Raw genomic sequence first — 18,137 nt, 5'->3', positions numbered from 1 at the left:
TCAGGTTCATCCCGGAGGGCAAAGACAATGGCCGATACAACATCACCTCCCTTGCTCAGGCTGGAAGGGATTTCAAAACGCTACGGCGCGACCCTGGCGCTGAACAACGTACGCTTTGATTTATTCGCCGGAGAGGTCCATGCCCTGATGGGGGAAAACGGCGCGGGCAAATCCACGCTGATGAAGATCCTCTCCGGTAACGAGCAGCGCGATAGCGGCGTTATTTTTATCGACGGGCAGGAGATTGATATTCGCACGCCCAGGGATGCCCGCAAATATGGCATCGCCATTATCCACCAGGAGCTGAATACGGTTCCCGATATGACGGTGGCGGAAAACCTGTTTCTCGGCCAGGAACCGACCGCTTTCGCCGGTATTCTCGATCGCAAACGGATGCACCGGGAGGCCCGGGAGAAGCTGGACCGGATTAACGCGGACATCGACCCGCAGGCGCCGCTCGGCTCGTTGAGTATCGGGCGTCAGCAAATGGTCGAGATCGCCCGCGCCGTCAGTGAAAACGCCAAAGTGCTGGTGCTTGATGAGCCGACCGCCGCCCTGTCGCGGGCGGAGACTCTCCAGCTATACCGGCTGATCGAGCAGATGCGTCAGGATGGCGTCGGGATGGTCTATATCTCGCACCGCATGGAAGAGGTATGGCAGCTGGCAAACCGGGTCACGGTCTTCAGGGACGGCACGTGGATCGGCACGGAAATCCTCGGCAACGTCTCAACCACCGATATCGTCCGCATGATGGTCGGCCGGCAAATCGTCGATCTCTATCAGCACGAGCCGCGTACGCCCGGCAAGGTACTGCTGGAAGTCAGGGACCTGGCAGGCAGTGCGACCGGCCCGGTCTCCTTTGAGGTCAACGCGGGCGAAGTGGTCAGCATGTCCGGTCTGGTGGGCTCCGGGCGAACCGAAGTCGCTCGCCTGCTCTTCGGCGCCGACCCGCGCACCCAGGGAAGCGTGCGCATTGACGGCCGGACGAGCAATCCGGTAGACCCCACCGCCGCTATCGCCGACGGTATCGGGATGGTGACCGAAGACCGCAAAACTCAGGGACTGTTTCTCGGGCATTCGGTTGAGCACAACATTGATATCAGCTCGCTGGATAACTTTGTCGCCGGCGGCGTGGTGAAACGCAAGACGATTCGCGCCGCCGTCCTTGAGCAGATGCGCAGGCTGCGGCTGCGGGAAAATGCGGTTGCACTGCCCGTCAGCGCCCTGTCCGGCGGAAACCAGCAGAAAGCGGCGCTGGCGCGCTGGCTGCTGCGCGATTCGAGGCTGCTTATTCTCGATGAACCGACCCGCGGCGTGGATATCGGCGCCAAAAGGGAAATCTACGAACTGATCGACAAGCTCGCCCGCGCCGGGAAAGCCATTCTGGTGATCTCCTCCGATTTACCGGAGGCCATCGGCATTAGCGACCGCGTGCTGGTCATGCGCGCCGGGCGAATCGTTCATCAGTTACCCTCGTTTTCAGCCACGGAAGAAGAAGTGATGCTGCACGCAACAGGAACCTTTACCAGTCAATCCGGAGAATGCCATGGACAACAATAAACCTGTGACGGAACTGCCGGTCAAAGCGCCGTTTGATTTTGCGAAATGGTGGGATCGGGTGGGGATCTTAATCGTTCTGCTGGTGCTGCTGATCCTGATGTCCACCTTCGCGCCAAACTTTAACCGCGTCGATAATCTACTGAATATCGCCCGCTCGATTTCCGTCAACGCTATTCTGGCGGCGGGCATGACCTTCGTCATTTTAACCAGCGGCATTGATTTATCCGTCGGGTCAATCGTCGCCGTTTCCGGCGTAGTCTCCGTGGTCGCGGCGATGGCCGGGCTCCCTGCGCCGCTGGCGATTCTGGCCGGCGTTGGCGTGGGCGCGCTGTGCGGTCTGCTTAACGGCGTGCTCACCGCCTATCTCGCTCTCGCGCCCTTTATCGTCACTCTCGGCACCATGACCTTCCTGCGCGGTATGGCCTACACCATTACCGAAGGGCAGCCTATTGTGTCGAGTAGCCTGAGCTTCCGCGAGCTGGGAAATGGCTATCTTGCCGGTATCCCCGTGCCGGTCATTATTATGCTGATTGTTTATCTGCTGGCGTGGTTCATTCTTGAGCGCACGCGGTTCGGCCGTCATATCTATGCCGTCGGCGGCAACGCCCAGGCCGCGCGCCTGGCCGGCGTACGGGTCAAACGCGTGCTGGCGGCGGTCTACATGATTGCCGGCGTCTGCGCGGGTCTGGCGGGAATTATCTTCGCCGCCAGGGTGATTTCCGCCCAGCCCACGGCGGGTACGGGATATGAGCTGGACGCCATTGCGGCGGTAGTGCTGGGAGGCACCAGCCTCGCCGGTGGACGCGGGCGGATTATCGGCACCCTGATTGGGTCAATTATTCTTGGCGTACTCAGCACCGGCCTGATTCTGCTGAGCGTGCCCTTTTTCACCCAGCTATTGATTAAAGGCATCGTCATCATTCTTGCCGTGGCGATTGACGGGCTGAAGCAGCATCCGGAGCTGTTTACCTTCTGGCGGAAAAAAGAGATCGCCCGTACCCGCTAGCTTTCCCTGACGCTTTGTTTATCCGCCGCGCTGGCGGCGGGTCTTCGCACGCTTAAATTTTAATGGAGTATACCCTCATGACATATCACATTACGCTGACGGACCCGATGAACGGTACCCGTGATCGCGAACCGATTACGTTTACTCTCCCGGAGAAACTGCAGGAGCCCCTGTGGTGGGCAATCACCAGCGAGGACCAGCGGATCCTTTGCCAGCGCCTCACCCATGAGTCGACGCAAAACAGTACCGCTTTTATCGCGACGGTCAGCTTCAGCGGTACCCTCAAGATGCGGCTTGACCGCCCGCTCACGGCGGCGGAAGTCGGTGAAATCGCCGGTATCCACCGGCTGCCTGGCCGGGAAAAGGACTGTTTTGTCCGTCTCAATACCGGCTGTTTCGATCTGGAAATGTGTCGGGGAACCGCCCAGGGCGTCGGTGCATCCAAGTGGGGGCTGCGCCATTTTCGCGCGCTGCAGGACAACGTCGAGCTGCTTCCTTCCGGAAATAACGCCATTGGCGGGTTTTACGGCCCGTTTTTCACCCCGGAAAATGGGCTGATAAACCCGCCGGAGCATACCCTCGTTGATATTGAGATCCTCGAGGAAGGCCCGGTCTATCATCACTACCGCATGCGCGGCGCGATCCCCGACGGATTATTACCGGAGCTGCGCGGTAAACGTTTCTCCATCGACTGGAAATTTAGCTGGAACACGCCCTGGTTTCAGCGGCGCTACTGCGTAGATGATTTTTCAACGGTGATTAACGGCCGTTCGGTGACCAACAAGATCACCGTCGGCGACGAATTTGAGAGCGGCCCGGGAAAACTGCTGTTCGATCGCTTCGCGGCGTACGGCGGCACCCGCTATCGCGCGGGCGACCCCTATGCCGAAGAGCTGGTCGCCATGGTGGCCAATACCGTCACCACCTCGGAAAACCAGAGCCCGAAATTTACCGAATTCCGCGAACAGCTCGCCGATATGGCCTCCGCCCACTGGGATCTCTACTGGCGGATGTTCTGCCGCTGGGAGAACGTGCTCGATGAGGCGGAGATTCGCGAACGGCTGAGCCAGGTTCGCGCCCGGGCGCATCGCAGAGCCGATCTCACCGAGCGGGAATGGCTGCTGACCGATTCGCCCGTTGACGTTTCCGCCGTCGCGGATGAAACCATCTTTCCCGGGCCGGCCAGTAAAACCGTCGAGTATGATTCAGCGAGCGGCCGGGCGATGATCTGGTGGACCTCCCGCCCCTCCGGCGCGTTTCAGATAGTCCAGCGCCGCCAGTCAGGATGGGTTAACTGGGGCAGCAACGGCGAAAACGAGTGTCCGGAGCTCCCCGTCGGCGTCGATATCAAGACCGCCTGCGGACGTTTTGCCGAAAACTGGATGCAGGTAGCCGATCGGCTGGAAACCCCGCCGGTGGTCGCGGTGAGCCGGGGAGAAAAGCCATGATCCTCTGCTGCGGAGAAGCCCTCATCGATATGCTGCCCTGTCGGAGCCGCGAGAACGCCCCCGCCTTTACTCCCTGCGTTGGCGGGGCGGCGTTCAATACCGCCGTCGCCCTGGGTCGCCAGGGGATGGCGGTCGCGCTGTTTTCCGGTTTATCGGACGATTTTATGGGTGACATGCTGCGCCACACGCTTGACGCCTCCGGCGTGGATTATTCGCCCTCAACCCGCGCGCCGCTGCCCACCACCCTCGCCTTCGTCAGGCTGGTAGGCGGTCAGGCCCGCTATACCTTTTACGATGAGAATAGCGCCGGTCGAATGCTGACTGAAAACGACCTGCCGACGCTCGGGGATGACGTCTCCGCCGTTCTGTTCGGCTGCATCAGCCTGATCGCCGAACCGTGCGGCAGCGTTTATGAAGCGCTGATGGTAAGGGAAGCGCCGCGTCGGGTGATGTTCCTCGACCCTAATATTCGTGAAATTTTCATTCCGGACCGGCAGAAACACCTGGCGCGCATGAGGCGCATGATTGCGCTGGCGGATATCGTCAAGCTTTCCGATGAGGACCTCGCGTGGTTTGCCGAACCCGGCGAAGAGCATGAGGTGATAGGCCGCTGGCTGGCGCGGGGGCCGAAGCTCATCGTGGTCACCCGCGGCGCTGACGGCGCTGATGCCTGGACCGCTGATTTTCATCTGCATGTGCCCGCTATTCGCGTAGCGGTGGCCGATACCGTCGGCGCGGGCGATACGGTGAATGCCGGTATTCTCGCCAGCCTCTCGCAGGCCGGGCTCCTGGAGAAGGAGAAACTAGTGACACTGTCACGTGAGCAGGTTCGCCAGGCGGTGGATCTGGGGATGCGCGCCGCCGCGGTGACGGTTTCCAGGCCGGGCGCTAACCCGCCCTGGGATCATGAACTCTGAAGACAGCGGACGCTCTGTCAGCAACCGACAGCCAGATGAGGGTCTGAAACAGCGTTTATTGACGGACCCTTATCCTGATTTATGTTGTATATGATTTGAGTCCCAATTATTGAATGAAAGCTAAACCAGCTTCATTTATTCATGGGTTATTGCCGACTAATCCATTAATATCAGCTAATTAGATCGTCATTCAGTTTCTGTCGATCCCGTTAACAGACATCAGGGACAGGACGTCAATAATGAAAAACAATCCATGGTTCGTGCGTTTGCGTAATTCCTCTATTCCGCAGCATAAGCTGCGTCCGGCGAAATGGCTGGCGCTGATTGCCCTGCTGCTGCTGCTGGCGCAGTTGACGATAGAGTTTTTACTCTTAGCATAAGCACAATAAAATCGGCTGTTGGTGTTCAAATTCGCAAGCGCCGATAAGATTAAACTCAAGTTTAATTCGTGATAAGCATCTCAGTTTATCAATAACGGCTAGACAAAAAGAACGCAGGCATGCTAGTAATTAATTCAAGCAAGGGAACGGATTTAAATTAAACACCATTTAAACCCTACCCGTCAGGCTGAAAAATTAATTGATAATGGTTTGGATTACTGAACGATTATCAAAAGGGTAAGTGAATCGAAGGCCCTCAGAGACGAAAGTCTCTGAGGGCCTTTTTTGTTTTTTTCTATCTCAGGAGTCAAAAAATGTCTAAAGAACGTCGTCTCTCTCGCATTTTCGCAAAAGATGGTAAATCCGTCACGCTGGCGCTGGATGGCTACTATTTTTCAAGCAAAACAAATGGTATTGATAATACGATAAATCAGCTTCCGGCCCTTGTTGAAAGCGGCCTGGACTGCGCGCTGGTCACTTATGGCATGTTGAAAAATTTCCGCGAAGTTTTCAATTGCGTTCCCGTTGTATTACGCGTCGATAGCACAGTGAATATTTTTGATAATACCGTTCCCGATACGACTCCCGTCTTTTCCATTGAGGATGCGCTGAAAGTGGCTGCGGAAGGCGTAGTGTGCATGACCTTCCCCGGCGCGTTCAATGAAGAGAAAACGCACATCATGGCGATGCAGCTGGCGCAGGCCGCCGATCGCTGGAACGTGCCGCTGATCGTGGAATCCCTGCCGTACGGCTATCCCGTCACCAGCGACGACTCCAACAACCCGGCCGTTATCGCCGCCTCGGCCCGCATCGCCGTTGAGCTGGGGGCTGACGTGATCAAAACCCGCTTTACCGGTACCGAAGATGATCGGCTTATCGTCGAAGCGGCCGGCGTGCCGGTACTCGCGCTGGGCGGCCCGAAAACCGGCATCGACGGTTATTTTAAATTTGTGCAGCACTGTATGCAGGTGGGTGCAAAAGGCGTGGCGGTGGGCCGCAATATTACTCAGGACCCACAGCCGGCAAAAGTAGTAGCAGGTCTGAACGCCATCATCCATGAAAATGCCACAGCGGAAGATGCCTACAGCCTCTACATGGCTAAATAACATCGGATATTAATATGTTCTTAAATAACACCATCATTCCTTCCGTCAGAAAATATAAACATTTTGAACAGGCGTTGGCCTGCGCATCAGAATACGTACTGCTGTCCGAAGCAAATATCGGCAACCTGCAATCGCTGATTGGCAAATGCCATCAGCGCGGCAAAAAAGTGCTTATTCACCTGGAGCTACTGGGCGGTTTTAAACCCGACCAGACGGGGATCAGTCTGCTCAAAAATTACTACAAGGTTGATGGTGTTATTTCGTCCAATCTCTCGGCCCTACGCTATGCCAAAAAAGAGGGGTTGTTAACTATCTTCCGGGTATTGCTCATCGACTCGCGTTCGCTGGATCACTCCATCGATATTGTTAAGCATAACCCGCCAGATGCTATTGAAATCTTACCTGCTGAATATGCCTGCCAGTGTCTGGAATTGATTAGCCGGAATTTAAAAGGCTTTGACGTGATATTCATCGCCGGAGGCTTTGTAAAGCGGAAATACCTTGTAGATAAAATTTTCCATGCCGGATTTAAAGGCATTACCACCAGCGAACCCGGTTTATGGTAACGCATAAGGAGTCCACGCCAATGAAACAACACTACGTCATGGGCATTGATAACGGCGGCACCGTCACAAAAGCGGCGATTTACGATCGCGCCGGCAACGTGGTGGCCAGCGCGTCGAAGTCAACGCAAATGCTGACCCCGAAGGAATTTCACACCGAGCGAGATATCAACGAACTCTGGGCGGCCAACGTTGAAGTCATTAAAACGGCCCTCGCGCAGTCGGGGATCGACGCCAGCCAGATCAAAGGCGTGGCGGTCACCGGCCACGGCAACGGGCTGTATATGGTGGATGAAGCGGGCGCCCCGGTGCGCAACGGGATCATTTCCACCGATAGCCGGGCTAAGGGCTGGGTTGAAAAGTGGTACCGCGACCCGACGTTTGTCAGCGACATTTTGCCCAAAACCATGCAGTCCATCTGGGCAGGCCAGCCCGTCGCCCTCCTCGCCTGGCTGAAAGAGAACGAGCCTGAAGCGCTGAACAACGCGCGCTACATATTCATGGTCAAAGATCTGATTCGTTTTTATCTGACCGGCGAAGCCTTTCTCGAACTTACCGATATCTCAGGGACTAACCTGATCAACGTTCGCGACCGTGACTATGATGTCTCGCTGCTGGCCTGGTGGGGGCTCGGCGATCTGCGCGACAAGCTTCCGCCCATTAAACGCTCCACCGATTGCTGCGGCTACATTACCGACGACGTCGCGCAGCTAACCGGTTTGTGTGCCGGAACGCCTGTCTCGGGTGGCGTGTTTGATATCTCGGCGTCATCCGTCGCTTCCGGCATCAATACTCTGAATAAGCTGGCGATTATTACCGGCACCTGGAGCATCAATGAATACGTGACCGACCATCCGGTTATCGACCGGGATCTCTTTATGACCTCGATTTATCCGATTGAGGGCAAATGGTTAATTACCGAGGCCAGCCCCACATCCGCCAGTAATCTGGAGTGGTTTATCAATAACTTTATGGAAGGCGATCGCACCGCCGCGGCGGCGCAGGGATCGTCAGTCTACGATCTGTGCAATGATCTGGTCTCCACGACAACGCCCGCCGAGAGCCACCTGCTGTTCTTCCCGTTTGTCTTCGGCTCCAACACCATCCCGGACGCCTCCGCGGGGTTTATCGGCCTGAATAGCTTCCATAAAAAAGCGCATTTTCTGCGCGCTATCTACGAGGGGGTCGCCTTCAGCCACCTTTATCACACCGAACGTCTGCGCAACATCAACCCTGATCTAAGCCGCACCATTCGAATTGCGGGCGGCGTCACTAACTCTGCGGTCTGGCTGCAGATATTCGCCGATATTTTCCAGTCCACTCTGGAGATTGTCGACGTGAAAGAGCACGGCACCCTGGGCACCGCGATGACCGCCGCGGTCATGGTTGGCTGGTTTGATGATGTCTTTGCCGCCTCAAATAAGATGGTTCACGTTTCGCGAACGGTCACGCCGAACCCGGACAATAACAAGGTCTATCAGGATAAGTATCAGCTCTACAAAAATCTGCTATCGGAAATGCAGTCTCCGTGGAAAAGCTGCAGTAACTACATTACGCATTAAGCGAGGAAAGTATGGATCTGAATTTACACCACCGCACGGCTATCGTCACCGGCGGCGCAACGGGACTGGGCAAAGAGTTTGTCCTTTCCCTCGCCAGAGAAGGGGTCAACATCTGCTTCACCTATATGCATGATGAGGAGCGCCCGGAGCAGCTGATCGATACGGTAAAAAATAGCGCCAGCGTCGAGATTATTGCGGTGAAAACCGATCTTTCCGATGAGCAAAGCCGGGAGAATCTGTTCGCGACCTGCATTGAGCGGCTGGGGAACGCCGATATTCTGGTCAACAATGCCGGGATCTGGCTAAGCGGCTACGTCACTGAAATCACCCAGCAGGAGTGGGACAGCGTGATGAACGTCAACCTGAAGGCGGTTTTCCACCTGAGCCAGCTGTTTGTCAACCACTGCCTGGCGAAAGATCGGGCCGGCAGCATTCTGAATATCACTTCTCAGGCGGCCTTCCACGGTTCGACCACCGGTCATGCGCATTACGCGGCCAGTAAAGCGGGCCTGGTGGCATTTTCTATCTCGCTGGCGCGCGAGGTGGCGAAACAGAAAATCAATGTCAACAACATCGCCGTCGGCATTATGGATACCGCGATGATCCGTAAAAACATTGAGCAGAATCCTGACTATTACGTCAGCCGTATTCCGGTGGGCCGGGTAGCCCAGCCGCACGAAATTGCCGACATCGGCGTCTTCATGGTCTCTCCGAAAACCAGCTATATGACGGGAGCGACTCTGGATGTCACCGGCGGTATGTTGATGCGTTAATTTATGGAGAATCATTATGAAATGTCTGGCAATTGCCGATCTGTTTATCAATGCAGCGATGATGGACGCGGGTCTGAAAGCGCTGAAAGATAAAGGTATTACAGTGGAAGTGCGCGAATGGTCGCACGAGTCGATTGAAAAACTGCAGGAGGATAATTTACTGGTTGAACAGCAAGGCTCCGAAGCGGTGGCGCTGCCTGCCGCCCTGCTTCAGGGCGCTGAGGAGGTTGAGATCCTGATCGTCCAGTTCGCCCCGGTTAACGCGGCGGTATTCGACAAGCTGCCAAAGCTTAAATACGTTGGCGTGCTGCGCGGCGGCATTGAAAACGTTAATCAGGCGGAGGCCAAAGCGCGCGGAGTTGAGGTAATGAACACGCCAGGACGTAATGCCCGCAGCGTGGCGGAGTTTACCGTCGGCATGATTCTGGCGGAAATGCGCAACATCGCCCGCTCGCACGATGCGCTGCGCGATAAGTTCTGGCGCAAAGAGAGTCCTAACCACCGGGCCATTCCTGAACTGGGCGGCAAAGTGGTGGGTCTGGTCGGGCTGGGGCATATCGCTCAGCTGGTGGCCGGCTTCCTGCGCGGTTTCGGCAGCGAGATTATCTTTTACGATAAGTACGTCCCCGGCCATGACAGCTATGAAAAGGTGGATTCTCTCGATGAGCTGGTTCGCCGTGCGGATGTGATTTCGCTGCATGCCCGCATGACCCCGGAAACGGAAAACCTGATTAACGCGCATCATTTTGAATTAATGAAGGAGAGCGCCATTATCGTCAATACCGCACGCTCCGGCTTAATTAATGAAGGCGATCTGATCGCCGCGCTGCGGGACGGTAAAATCATGGGCGCCGCCCTCGACACTTTTGATGATGAGCCGCTGCCGGAGGATAGCGCGTTTTATTCGCTGAATAACGTCACGATAACGCCGCATATTGCCGGCAGTACTATTGATGCCTTCAGCAATTCGCCGAAGATTTTTTCTGAGATCTTGCTGAAGCAACTCGGTTAAATATTAAAAGAGCCGCGTAAGGTTTTTGCTACGGCCCATTGGGCACGGGTTCGCTCGCGCCCAATTCGGCCGCCTTTTAAGGAAATATTATGGATATTATCAACAGCATTATTAGTCTGGGGGCATCAGTGATGATGCCAGTAATATTCTTTATTATCGCCCTGTGCTTCGGCGTTAAAATTGGCACCGCATTTAAAGCCGGGATGCTGGTCGGTATCGGTTTTGAAGGGGTGGGTCTGGTGATCGGCCTGCTGTTGACCAACCTCGGCCCGGCGTCGCAGGCCATGGTTGAACGCATCGGTCTGCACCTGACGGTGGTCGATACCGGCTGGCCGACCGCCTCCACTATCGGCTGGGGCTCGCCGCTGATGCTGCCAGTGGTCGTGGGATTTATTGTTATCAATATCGCCATGCTGCTGCTTAAATTAACCAAAACGGTAAATATCGATATATTCAACTACTGGATTTTCCTGATTATGGGGTCGGTCGTGTATGCCGGCACCGGTAACTACTGGCTCTCCGTTGGCATTACCTTCGGCATATTTATCTTAACCCTGCTGGCGGCGGATTTAACCGCACCGTATTTGCAAAAAAACTATAATCTTAAAGGGATATCATTCCCCCATCTTACCTGTATAACCTACGTGCCGTTTGGTATTGCCTGTAACTATATTATTGATAAGATCCCGCTGATTAATAAAATTAATTTCGACCCGGAAAGTATTAATAAAAAATTCGGCGTCTTCGGTGAACCGCTGACCCTGGGCTTCGTGCTGGGGCTGCTGCTGGCCTTCCTTGCCGGATACGATGTTGCAGCCGCGGTGTCGCTGGCGATTAAAGTTTCCGCCGCCATGCTGCTGCTGCCGAAAATGATCGAAATTTTAGTGCAGGGTCTGCTTATCGTGCGCGATGCCGCGGAAGCGAAGCTGAAAGCGAAATTTCCCAACCGCGACTTCTATATCGGCATGGATACCGCGCTGCTTATTGGCGAACCCTCGGTGCTGGCGACCGGGCTGCTGCTGATCCCCATGGCGGTGGTGCTGGCGATTATTTTGCCGGGCAACCGCGTGCTGCCGTTTGTCGATCTGGCCTCGCTGATGTTCCTGCTGGCGATGGTGACGCCGTTCTGCAAACGCAATATGTTCCGCATGTTTATCACCGGCACGCTGGTGGTCACCTGTATTTTGTACGTCGGGACGGATATTTCGCGGGAATACACCCAGGCGGCGGTCAACTCTAACATTCCGGTGCCGGAAGGGATGGCGGAAATCACTAATATCGTGGGCGGAGCCACCACCCCGGTGGGCTGGCTGGCGGTGAAATTCGGCGAGTTTTTCAGTACCGCGCCGTAAACTCCCTCTTTTCTCACTCAGCCCGGCGCGGGAAACGGCGTCGGGCTTTTTCGTCTCGCCCTGCGTTCAAACACAAAAAATGCCTGCCAGGAGGGTAAGCTGGCAGGCATGGTTCAATAAAAGGCGTTGTCTTAGAACTGGTAGGTTATGCCCACGGCAACGATGTTATCGGTGCTGATGCTGGCATCTTTGGTGAACCTGGTGTCATCCAGCAGGTTGATTTTGTAGTCCACATAGGTAGACATGTTTTTATTGAAGTAGTAAGTCGCGCCGACATCTACGTATTCAACCAGATCCTGGTCGCCGTAGCGGCCCAGATCTTTGCCTTTTGATTTCAGGTAGGCGATGGACGGACGCAGGCCGAAATCGAACTGATACTGGGCCACAACTTCAAAGTTCTGCGCGGTATTGGCGATATAGCCTTTACCAAACTTCGTCATGTTGCGGGTTTCCGCATAGGTGGTTGCCAGGTAGATGTTATTAGCATCGTACTTCAGACCGGCCGCCCACACTTCCGCTTTTTCGCCACGGGCGTAGAAGTCAGGATTCACGCGCCCTTCCCTGACCTGCGCATCGGTGCGATCGGATGCCGCATAGGCCGCGCCTACGCCAAATCCTTCGTACTCATAGGTCGAGGCCAGACCCCAGCCGTCGCCATGCTGTTTCGCCAGATCGCGACCGTTGCCCTCTTCTTTGCCCTGGTACTGTACGGCGACGTTCAGGCCGTCAACCAGGCCGAAGAAACCGCTGTTACGGTAGGTGGCAACGCCGGTGGTACGCGCGGTGGCGAAGACATCGGTCTGGGTCCAGGTATCGCCGCCGAACTCCGGCAGCATATCGGTCCAGGCGCCGATATCATAGGCGACGCCGTAGTTACGGCCGTAGTCCAGAGAGCCAAATTCGCCAAACTTGAGGCCGGCAAACGCGAGACGCGTTTTGTCGCCGGAGTTGTCGCCTTCAACGTTATTGGCGCTGAAGTTATATTCCCACTGGCCGTAGCCGATCAGCTGGTCGTTGATCTGGGTTTCACCCTTGAAGCCCAGACGGGCATAGGTCTGATCGCCATCTTCTGACTTATCGCTGGAGAAATAATGCAGGCCGGTCACTTTCCCGTAGAGGTCGAGTTTGTTTCCGTCCTTGTTATACACCTCAGCTGCCTGCACGGTTCCTGCAGCAAGAAGTGTAGAGACGGCCACTGTTAGTAATTTTAATTTCATATTATTTCGTCCCTAACTATTAATAAAATATCAAATCTCAGATGCCTTCTGAGCGAGGCTATTATGCGATAATTCGCAAAGAGACTTGAAATTAAAAGTTCCAGTTTTTTAGACCAAATACCATAACTGTGACGACAGCAGCGGTTGTTAATTGATGTACATCAATCATTCACTGCTTGCGTTGGTAAATATTCCGAATCACGCCTTACGCAACCCAGAGATGCAGAAGGTTTGACTAAAATAGATAAATTATCATAAGGAAATTCTAATGATTAGATAAATTAAAGATTGCAATTTGTTAAAAACAATAAAAATCAATAGTTTATAATTTACACAACCAATCATTAATGTTTATTCATAAAGCCACTGATTCCCCTGATCGGCTATTAATAAGTATATTCCGATCCTTCCCCGCAGATAAATTATAGTGCCGAAATGACCACATTTCTTTATTGAAGATTCTTTACAAAAACCGTAAAAATTATAGCATAGTGGTTTAAGATGTGTTTAACACTTTCGTGAAAGGGATATCGTCAGCCCTATTTCAGGGGATAAGTTTAACTATGAATAAATGCTATGAATAAATAGAGCCAGGAGCTTGTCACCAGTTTGATAAGCCGCTGACGCGCCGGGAACGGCTTATCTGTATCGGGGGTAAAGGAAGCTGGCGCGGGGCTGCTCCCCGCGCAATGCCTGGATTACAGGGTAAAACCGCCATCACCCACTTGCGCCCGGGCGTACCACTTCATTAGCTCGGCGGTTCCCGGCGCGTTTTCAGCTGGCGCCCACGGGGCCGCGTCTTGCTCAGAAACCGGCTGGTAACCCCCGTATTTAACCTCAAAAATTACGCCGCCTTTATCCATCGACAGCACGGCATGCCAGGTACCCGCCGCCATCTCCAGCGCCTTACACTCTTCGCCTAACACCACGCGCTCGGTCACGTTGCCAGCATCATCAAAGGTCAACACCACAAAACGTCCGCTAAGGGATGTCAGCAGTTCAAAAGTGTGCGGGTGGCGGTGAGGCCGAACATAGGTACCCGGCTCCATAGCGACGGCCAGGCGTTGCACCGGATCGCTTAAGTCAGGGTGGAAATTACGATGGGCACGTAGGCGAGGCGAAGCTGCAGCCTGTTCGCTTTGTTGCCGAAGGTCACTCAACGTCATTTGTTTCATATAAGCCTTTATTGTAGTTGGGCAGCTTACGGCAATCAGGTTGTCGTAAGGCTTAATGCTATTTTCAACAGACGATTAGCTTCGCCGCTCGCGGAACACATCGCTGTGCGGATTATAGACGCTGATGCCGCGGTCCCAAAGCGCCAGAAATGACGAGAACAGATCGTGGTGGGGTTCGGTTGTCCCCCGCTCGCCCTTTGAGGTAAGACATGGGATAGATGACATGAAAAAGAGTCACTTTGTGAGTGCGCTCCTTAACAGTCGTGGCAGGCGGAAAAATAAGATGAGAGTGCGAAGATAAAGGTATAGTCACGCATGCAGGTGCAGCAATTAATCCGGCGTAAATTTATCGAGCAGCGAAAAAGCGTGTAAATAATTAGACAGCGCCAGTAGCGCATGAAATGAGTTAAAGCCGAACTTCTCAATTAATCTTCTTTTATAGCTGCTGTAGGCCTTGGGCGAAATGCCGAGCAGCTCCGGGTAATCTTTTGCCAGTACGGTAAATTTCATAATAAAAATATACTGAAACTCTCTCTCTGTTAACGTGATGTCCTCTCCCACGGGGATGCCATCAGTCACTCTGGCGATAATACTGGCGATATGTGCGGTGCGCCTTTTGTTTATCAAACAAATAATATTACCTTCAACCCGGAAACAAACAAAATTCTTTTTCATTTCAAAGCTATTTATCAAAAAATGAAACTGCGCGCAGCTGCTGGATGCGTACTTTGTTAAGCACAAATCGACCAGATTCGCCTTTCTGACCGCTTTTATGTCGTTTATTTTCAGACGTATGGCTTTCTTAAAAAAATGATTATGGCTGAAAATAGTTAACATTCCTTTCCCTCATGAAAGTGCAATCATCCTTTATAGAAATACGTATAATAGGCGCCATGGGGATATACCCATGAGTGAAGTGGGTGAATTATAAGTTTGTTTAATATTTATTGTCCAGACGAGTGAATTTCAGAAAAATCCCTGCGAAATGTAAACCATGGGATTTTCACTGGCCCGGAGACAGCACTCATCCCCACACTTACTTTAGGATTTTTCTTACGAGACATCGGTTAAAGAGAAATCAGCAGCATATCACTCTGCGATAAAGATTATATTCAACGAATAAAATTGAAAAATTCAGTTTATCAAAAGATAAAACCATGCACGGGTGTATTGCGCGTAAACCGAAGCGCATGCGCGCGCTGACTTCCGGGCATTTGTTTGCCCTTCGTTTAAGTCTGCGCCAGGCAGCGACCCGGCGCGACTCAGTTTATGAACGGTTTCTGGCCAGCAAAATAATAATGAAGAGACCGCCGATGCCGGCCGTAATGATCCCGATAGGCAGCTCCTGCGGAGCCAGCAGCGTCCTGCTGACGATATCGCCGCCGCACAGTAACACCGCGCCCCACAGGCCGCATAAAGGAAGCAGCAGCAGATGTTTTACGCCAGAAAAATAGCGGCACATATGCGGCACCATCAGGCCGATAAAGCCAATCACCCCGGTCAGGGCCACCAGCAGCGACGTTGCTAACGCGCAGCAGAAAAACACCTCCATTCGCAGGCGGGTAACGTTAATGCCCAGCGACTGCGCGGTCTGCTCACCGGCCAGTAAGCCATCCAGGGAGCGCCAGCGCAGGAGTATGAATGCGCCTAGAAGCAGCAGACTGAACAGGGCGTAGGGCAAATTATCCCAGCGCGCCAGACCGAGCCCACCCAGCGACCAGAACAGCACCGAGCTGGCGGCCCGCTGGTCGCCCGAGAAAATCAGATAGCTGGTCAGCGCGCCGAATAAAAAGGAGATCGCCAACCCGCAGATCACCAGGTGCTCTGCGCCACGCTGCTTTTTAAAATGAAACAGCAGCATCACCGCCACCGCCGAGCAGATGCCGCCAACGAATGCCGACACCGGCAGCGTCAGCGCGCCAAGCCGCTCACCGAATCGGGTGATCACCAGTACCGCTCCCGCCGATGCGCCGGAGGAAAGCCCGAATAAAAAAGGATCGGCCAGATCGTTGCGCGTGGTGGTCTGTAGTAGACCGCCCACGATGGCCAGCACCGCGCCCGCCAGCACCGCCAGCAGCGTTCTTGGCACGCGCAAATCAATGACAATACGTCCGATCATCTCCGAAACCGGCACATCCAGCAGCCGCAAGGCGCCGAGAACCTGGGTAAGCGACAGCGGCACGCTGCCTTTAGCCACGCTGAGCAGCATCAAGCCGGCTAATAACGGCAGCGCCCCCCACGCGGCCCAGTAGTAGCGATAGTGAGTCCCGCTCATTGGTGGGCCGCAGGATACATCGCATGAGCCAGCTTTTCGGCCGCGTTGATATTCGCCGGGCCGGGCGTCAACTCAGCATATTGCAGCTTCAGATAACGCTGCTGCTTCACCGCCGGCGTCTGTTTCATTAACGGATGATTTTCGAGGAAACGGCGCAGCGAATCAGCGCCGCTGCCGGTCTGATAATCGAGAAGAATAATAAAATCGGGTTCCGCCGTCGCCACGCTCTCCCAGGAGGTGGTCCCCCAGCTCATCTCCAGGTCGTCCATCACGTTTTTCCCTCCCGCCGCTTCGATAATCGCGGTCGGCATGGCGTACCGTCCGCTGGTAAAGGGCTTATCTTCGCCAGAATCATAGACAAACACCTTTAATGGCTGCACGCCCTGCGACGGCTTAGGCAGCGCATTCAGCGTTTTTTTCCAGCCGTCGACCAGCGTACGGGCCTCTTGCTGCTTGCCAAAAATCTTACCCAGCGTCAGCTCATCGTTATACAGCAGGTCCATACTCGCTTTTTGTTTCTGAGAGGCGGTAAAGACGCAGCTCTCGCTCAGCACAAAGGTTTTGATGCCGTATGTTTCGAGCACGGAAGGCGTGACCTCCCCGCCGACCTTCATGCCGTAATTCCAGCCGGCGAAAAAGAAATCAGGATTTGCCGCCAGCAGCGTCTCCAGAGAGGGATATTTCGGCGCCAGCTCGGGAATTGATCTCATCTGATGTTTAAATTCCGGGGTCATTTTGTACCATCCGGTAATGCCGGTTAAGCCAACGATGCGGTCCTGCAACCCGAGAGCAAAAGCCATTTCAGACATATTAAGGTCGTGGATGACCGCCCTTTTCGGCGCCTGAGTGAAGGTCACCGGCGTTCCGCAGCTATCAATCGTGACGGGAAAATCCGCCGCGTTCGCCGCTGAAATAAAAAGAAACGCCATCGTCCCTGCAAACCATTTATTCATGCTGCGTTATCCTCCGGTAATTTATCAGGCATAGCCTGGCACCTCAAAAATCCGCAGCGCCTTCCCGGTCATGGGATGCGGTACGGTAAAGCTGGTCAAGCCGAAGACCGGGTAAAGCCGTTGTGAAACAAGCACGCGCTCCGGCACATCCCAGGCCACGGCGCGCCCTTGCGATAAAAGCAAAACCCGATCGGCAAAGGCGTCAATCAGGGAAAGATCGTGCAATACCGCAACGACCGTGATTCCCTGGCTTTTCACTAATGACAGCAGCTCCACTCTGCCGTGGGGATCAAGGTGGTTGGTGGGCTCATCCAGCAGCAGCAGTTTTGGCGCCTGGGCCAGTACCCGCGCCAGCGCCGCCCGTTGTCTCTCACCACCGGATAACGCGGAGAGCGGTCGCTTACGCAGCCTCTGCAATCCCGTATCGTTAATCGCGCGGGTTACGATGATGTCGTGTTCGCGACGCGACATATCCCGGGCGTGGGGAATCCGCCCGAGGGCGACATAATCCTCAAGCGCCAGACGCAGGTCGGGGGTATCATTCTGCGCAAGCACCGCGATCTGCCGGGCTCGCTGCTGCCGGGTTAATGCGGCAATGGAGCGGCCATATAACCGAACGTCGCCCTCCCGCGACGGCAGTTGGCAATCTATCGCGCGTAATAAAGAGGTTTTCCCGCTGCCGTTGGGCCCAATGACGGCCAGACACTCTCCTTTACCGGCGCTGAAATGAATGCCGGAGAGCATTTCCCCGCCGCCGGGCCGCGGCAATGATGCGATATTGACGCTAAGCACGGGATCATCGGCTTTTCCACTCTTGGTCAAACTCTCCTCCATTAGC

Annotated in this window: 17 protein-coding genes; 11 read left to right on the top strand and 6 right to left on the bottom strand. The window is 54.5% G+C overall.

Annotated features, from left to right (window positions below):
- Nucleotides 1-27 precede the first annotated feature (27 nt).
- The 11 genes from SIK97_RS23060 (at nt 28) to SIK97_RS23010 (ending at nt 11,679) form a co-directional block, all read left to right on the top strand.
- Nucleotides 28-1,560, top strand: coding sequence for a sugar ABC transporter ATP-binding protein (locus SIK97_RS23060; RefSeq protein WP_057173808.1), 1,533 nt, complete (start codon nt 28-30; stop codon nt 1,558-1,560).
- On the top strand, nt 1,547-2,566 hold the full coding sequence (locus SIK97_RS23055; protein ID WP_004851056.1) for an ABC transporter permease subunit: 1,020 nt from the start codon (nt 1,547-1,549) through the stop codon (nt 2,564-2,566). Before SIK97_RS23060 ends, SIK97_RS23055 begins: the two co-directional genes overlap by 14 nt.
- 77 nt (nt 2,567-2,643) lie before the next feature.
- Complete coding sequence (locus SIK97_RS23050) at nt 2,644-4,014, top strand: hypothetical protein (RefSeq protein WP_046877984.1); 1,371 nt, start codon at nt 2,644-2,646, stop codon at nt 4,012-4,014.
- The gene (locus SIK97_RS23045) at nt 4,011-4,931 is read left to right on the top strand and encodes a carbohydrate kinase family protein (protein ID WP_025106272.1); all 921 of its coding nucleotides are present in this window, start codon (nt 4,011-4,013) and stop codon (nt 4,929-4,931) included. Before SIK97_RS23050 ends, SIK97_RS23045 begins: the two co-directional genes overlap by 4 nt.
- Before the next feature lie 239 nt (nt 4,932-5,170).
- Nucleotides 5,171-5,311: a hypothetical protein gene (locus SIK97_RS23040; RefSeq protein WP_192845380.1), complete on the top strand. Its 141-nt coding sequence runs from the start codon at nt 5,171-5,173 to the stop codon at nt 5,309-5,311.
- Between the two features lie 314 nt (nt 5,312-5,625).
- A complete protein-coding gene (locus tag SIK97_RS23035; protein ID WP_004851066.1) occupies nt 5,626-6,417 on the top strand; it encodes a class I fructose-bisphosphate aldolase in 792 nt (263 codons plus the stop codon).
- 14 nt (nt 6,418-6,431) lie between these two features.
- Nucleotides 6,432-6,983 (top strand): glycerol-3-phosphate responsive antiterminator, encoded by a 552-nt coding sequence (locus SIK97_RS23030; RefSeq protein WP_057173807.1) that lies wholly within the window; start codon nt 6,432-6,434, stop codon nt 6,981-6,983.
- A 20-nt stretch (nt 6,984-7,003) separates the two neighbouring features.
- Complete coding sequence (locus SIK97_RS23025) at nt 7,004-8,542, top strand: FGGY-family carbohydrate kinase (RefSeq protein WP_057173805.1); 1,539 nt, start codon at nt 7,004-7,006, stop codon at nt 8,540-8,542.
- Nucleotides 8,543-8,553: 11 nt separating this feature from the next.
- Nucleotides 8,554-9,315, top strand: a complete 762-nt coding sequence (locus SIK97_RS23020; protein ID WP_047723785.1) for an SDR family NAD(P)-dependent oxidoreductase — start codon at nt 8,554-8,556, stop codon at nt 9,313-9,315.
- Between the two features lie 16 nt (nt 9,316-9,331).
- Entirely contained in the window at nt 9,332-10,327 is a 996-nt protein-coding gene (locus SIK97_RS23015) for a 2-hydroxyacid dehydrogenase (protein ID WP_014838545.1), read from the top strand.
- Nucleotides 10,328-10,416: 89 nt separating this feature from the next.
- Complete coding sequence (locus SIK97_RS23010; RefSeq protein WP_004851075.1) at nt 10,417-11,679, top strand: PTS galactitol transporter subunit IIC; 1,263 nt, start codon at nt 10,417-10,419, stop codon at nt 11,677-11,679.
- Between the two features lie 131 nt (nt 11,680-11,810).
- On the opposite strand, the gene ompC is transcribed toward SIK97_RS23010, so the two are convergent.
- The 6 genes from ompC to SIK97_RS22980 form a co-directional block, all read right to left on the bottom strand.
- Nucleotides 11,811-12,896, bottom strand: coding sequence for a porin OmpC (ompC, locus tag SIK97_RS23005; RefSeq protein ID WP_025106268.1), 1,086 nt, complete (start codon nt 12,894-12,896; stop codon nt 11,811-11,813).
- Between the two features lie 698 nt (nt 12,897-13,594).
- Nucleotides 13,595-14,071 (bottom strand): WbuC family cupin fold metalloprotein, encoded by a 477-nt coding sequence (locus tag SIK97_RS23000; protein WP_047723783.1) that lies wholly within the window; start codon nt 14,069-14,071, stop codon nt 13,595-13,597.
- Between the two features lie 330 nt (nt 14,072-14,401).
- Nucleotides 14,402-14,908: a hypothetical protein gene (locus SIK97_RS22995; protein WP_014229447.1), complete on the bottom strand. Its 507-nt coding sequence runs from the start codon at nt 14,906-14,908 to the stop codon at nt 14,402-14,404.
- 430 nt (nt 14,909-15,338) lie between these two features.
- Nucleotides 15,339-16,346 carry a FecCD family ABC transporter permease gene (locus tag SIK97_RS22990; protein WP_049079373.1) on the bottom strand — a complete coding sequence of 336 codons (1,008 nt, stop codon included), beginning with the start codon at nt 16,344-16,346 and terminating at the stop codon, nt 15,339-15,341.
- On the bottom strand, nt 16,343-17,299 hold the full coding sequence (locus SIK97_RS22985; RefSeq protein WP_057173803.1) for an ABC transporter substrate-binding protein: 957 nt from the start codon (nt 17,297-17,299) through the stop codon (nt 16,343-16,345). Before SIK97_RS22985 ends, SIK97_RS22990 begins: the two co-directional genes overlap by 4 nt.
- A gap of 24 nt (nt 17,300-17,323) precedes the next feature.
- Nucleotides 17,324-18,133: an ABC transporter ATP-binding protein gene (locus tag SIK97_RS22980; protein WP_014229450.1), complete on the bottom strand. Its 810-nt coding sequence runs from the start codon at nt 18,131-18,133 to the stop codon at nt 17,324-17,326.
- Nucleotides 18,134-18,137: the final 4 nt, after the last annotated feature.

The sequence above is a fragment of the Klebsiella sp. JN_Kp126 genome (assembly GCF_033843325.1).
In the GTDB taxonomy this organism is placed as follows: Bacteria; Pseudomonadota; Gammaproteobacteria; order Enterobacterales; family Enterobacteriaceae; genus Klebsiella; species Klebsiella michiganensis.
The sequence above is the reverse complement of the archived record's forward strand: the minus strand, read 5'-3'. Positions and strand labels throughout refer to the sequence as shown.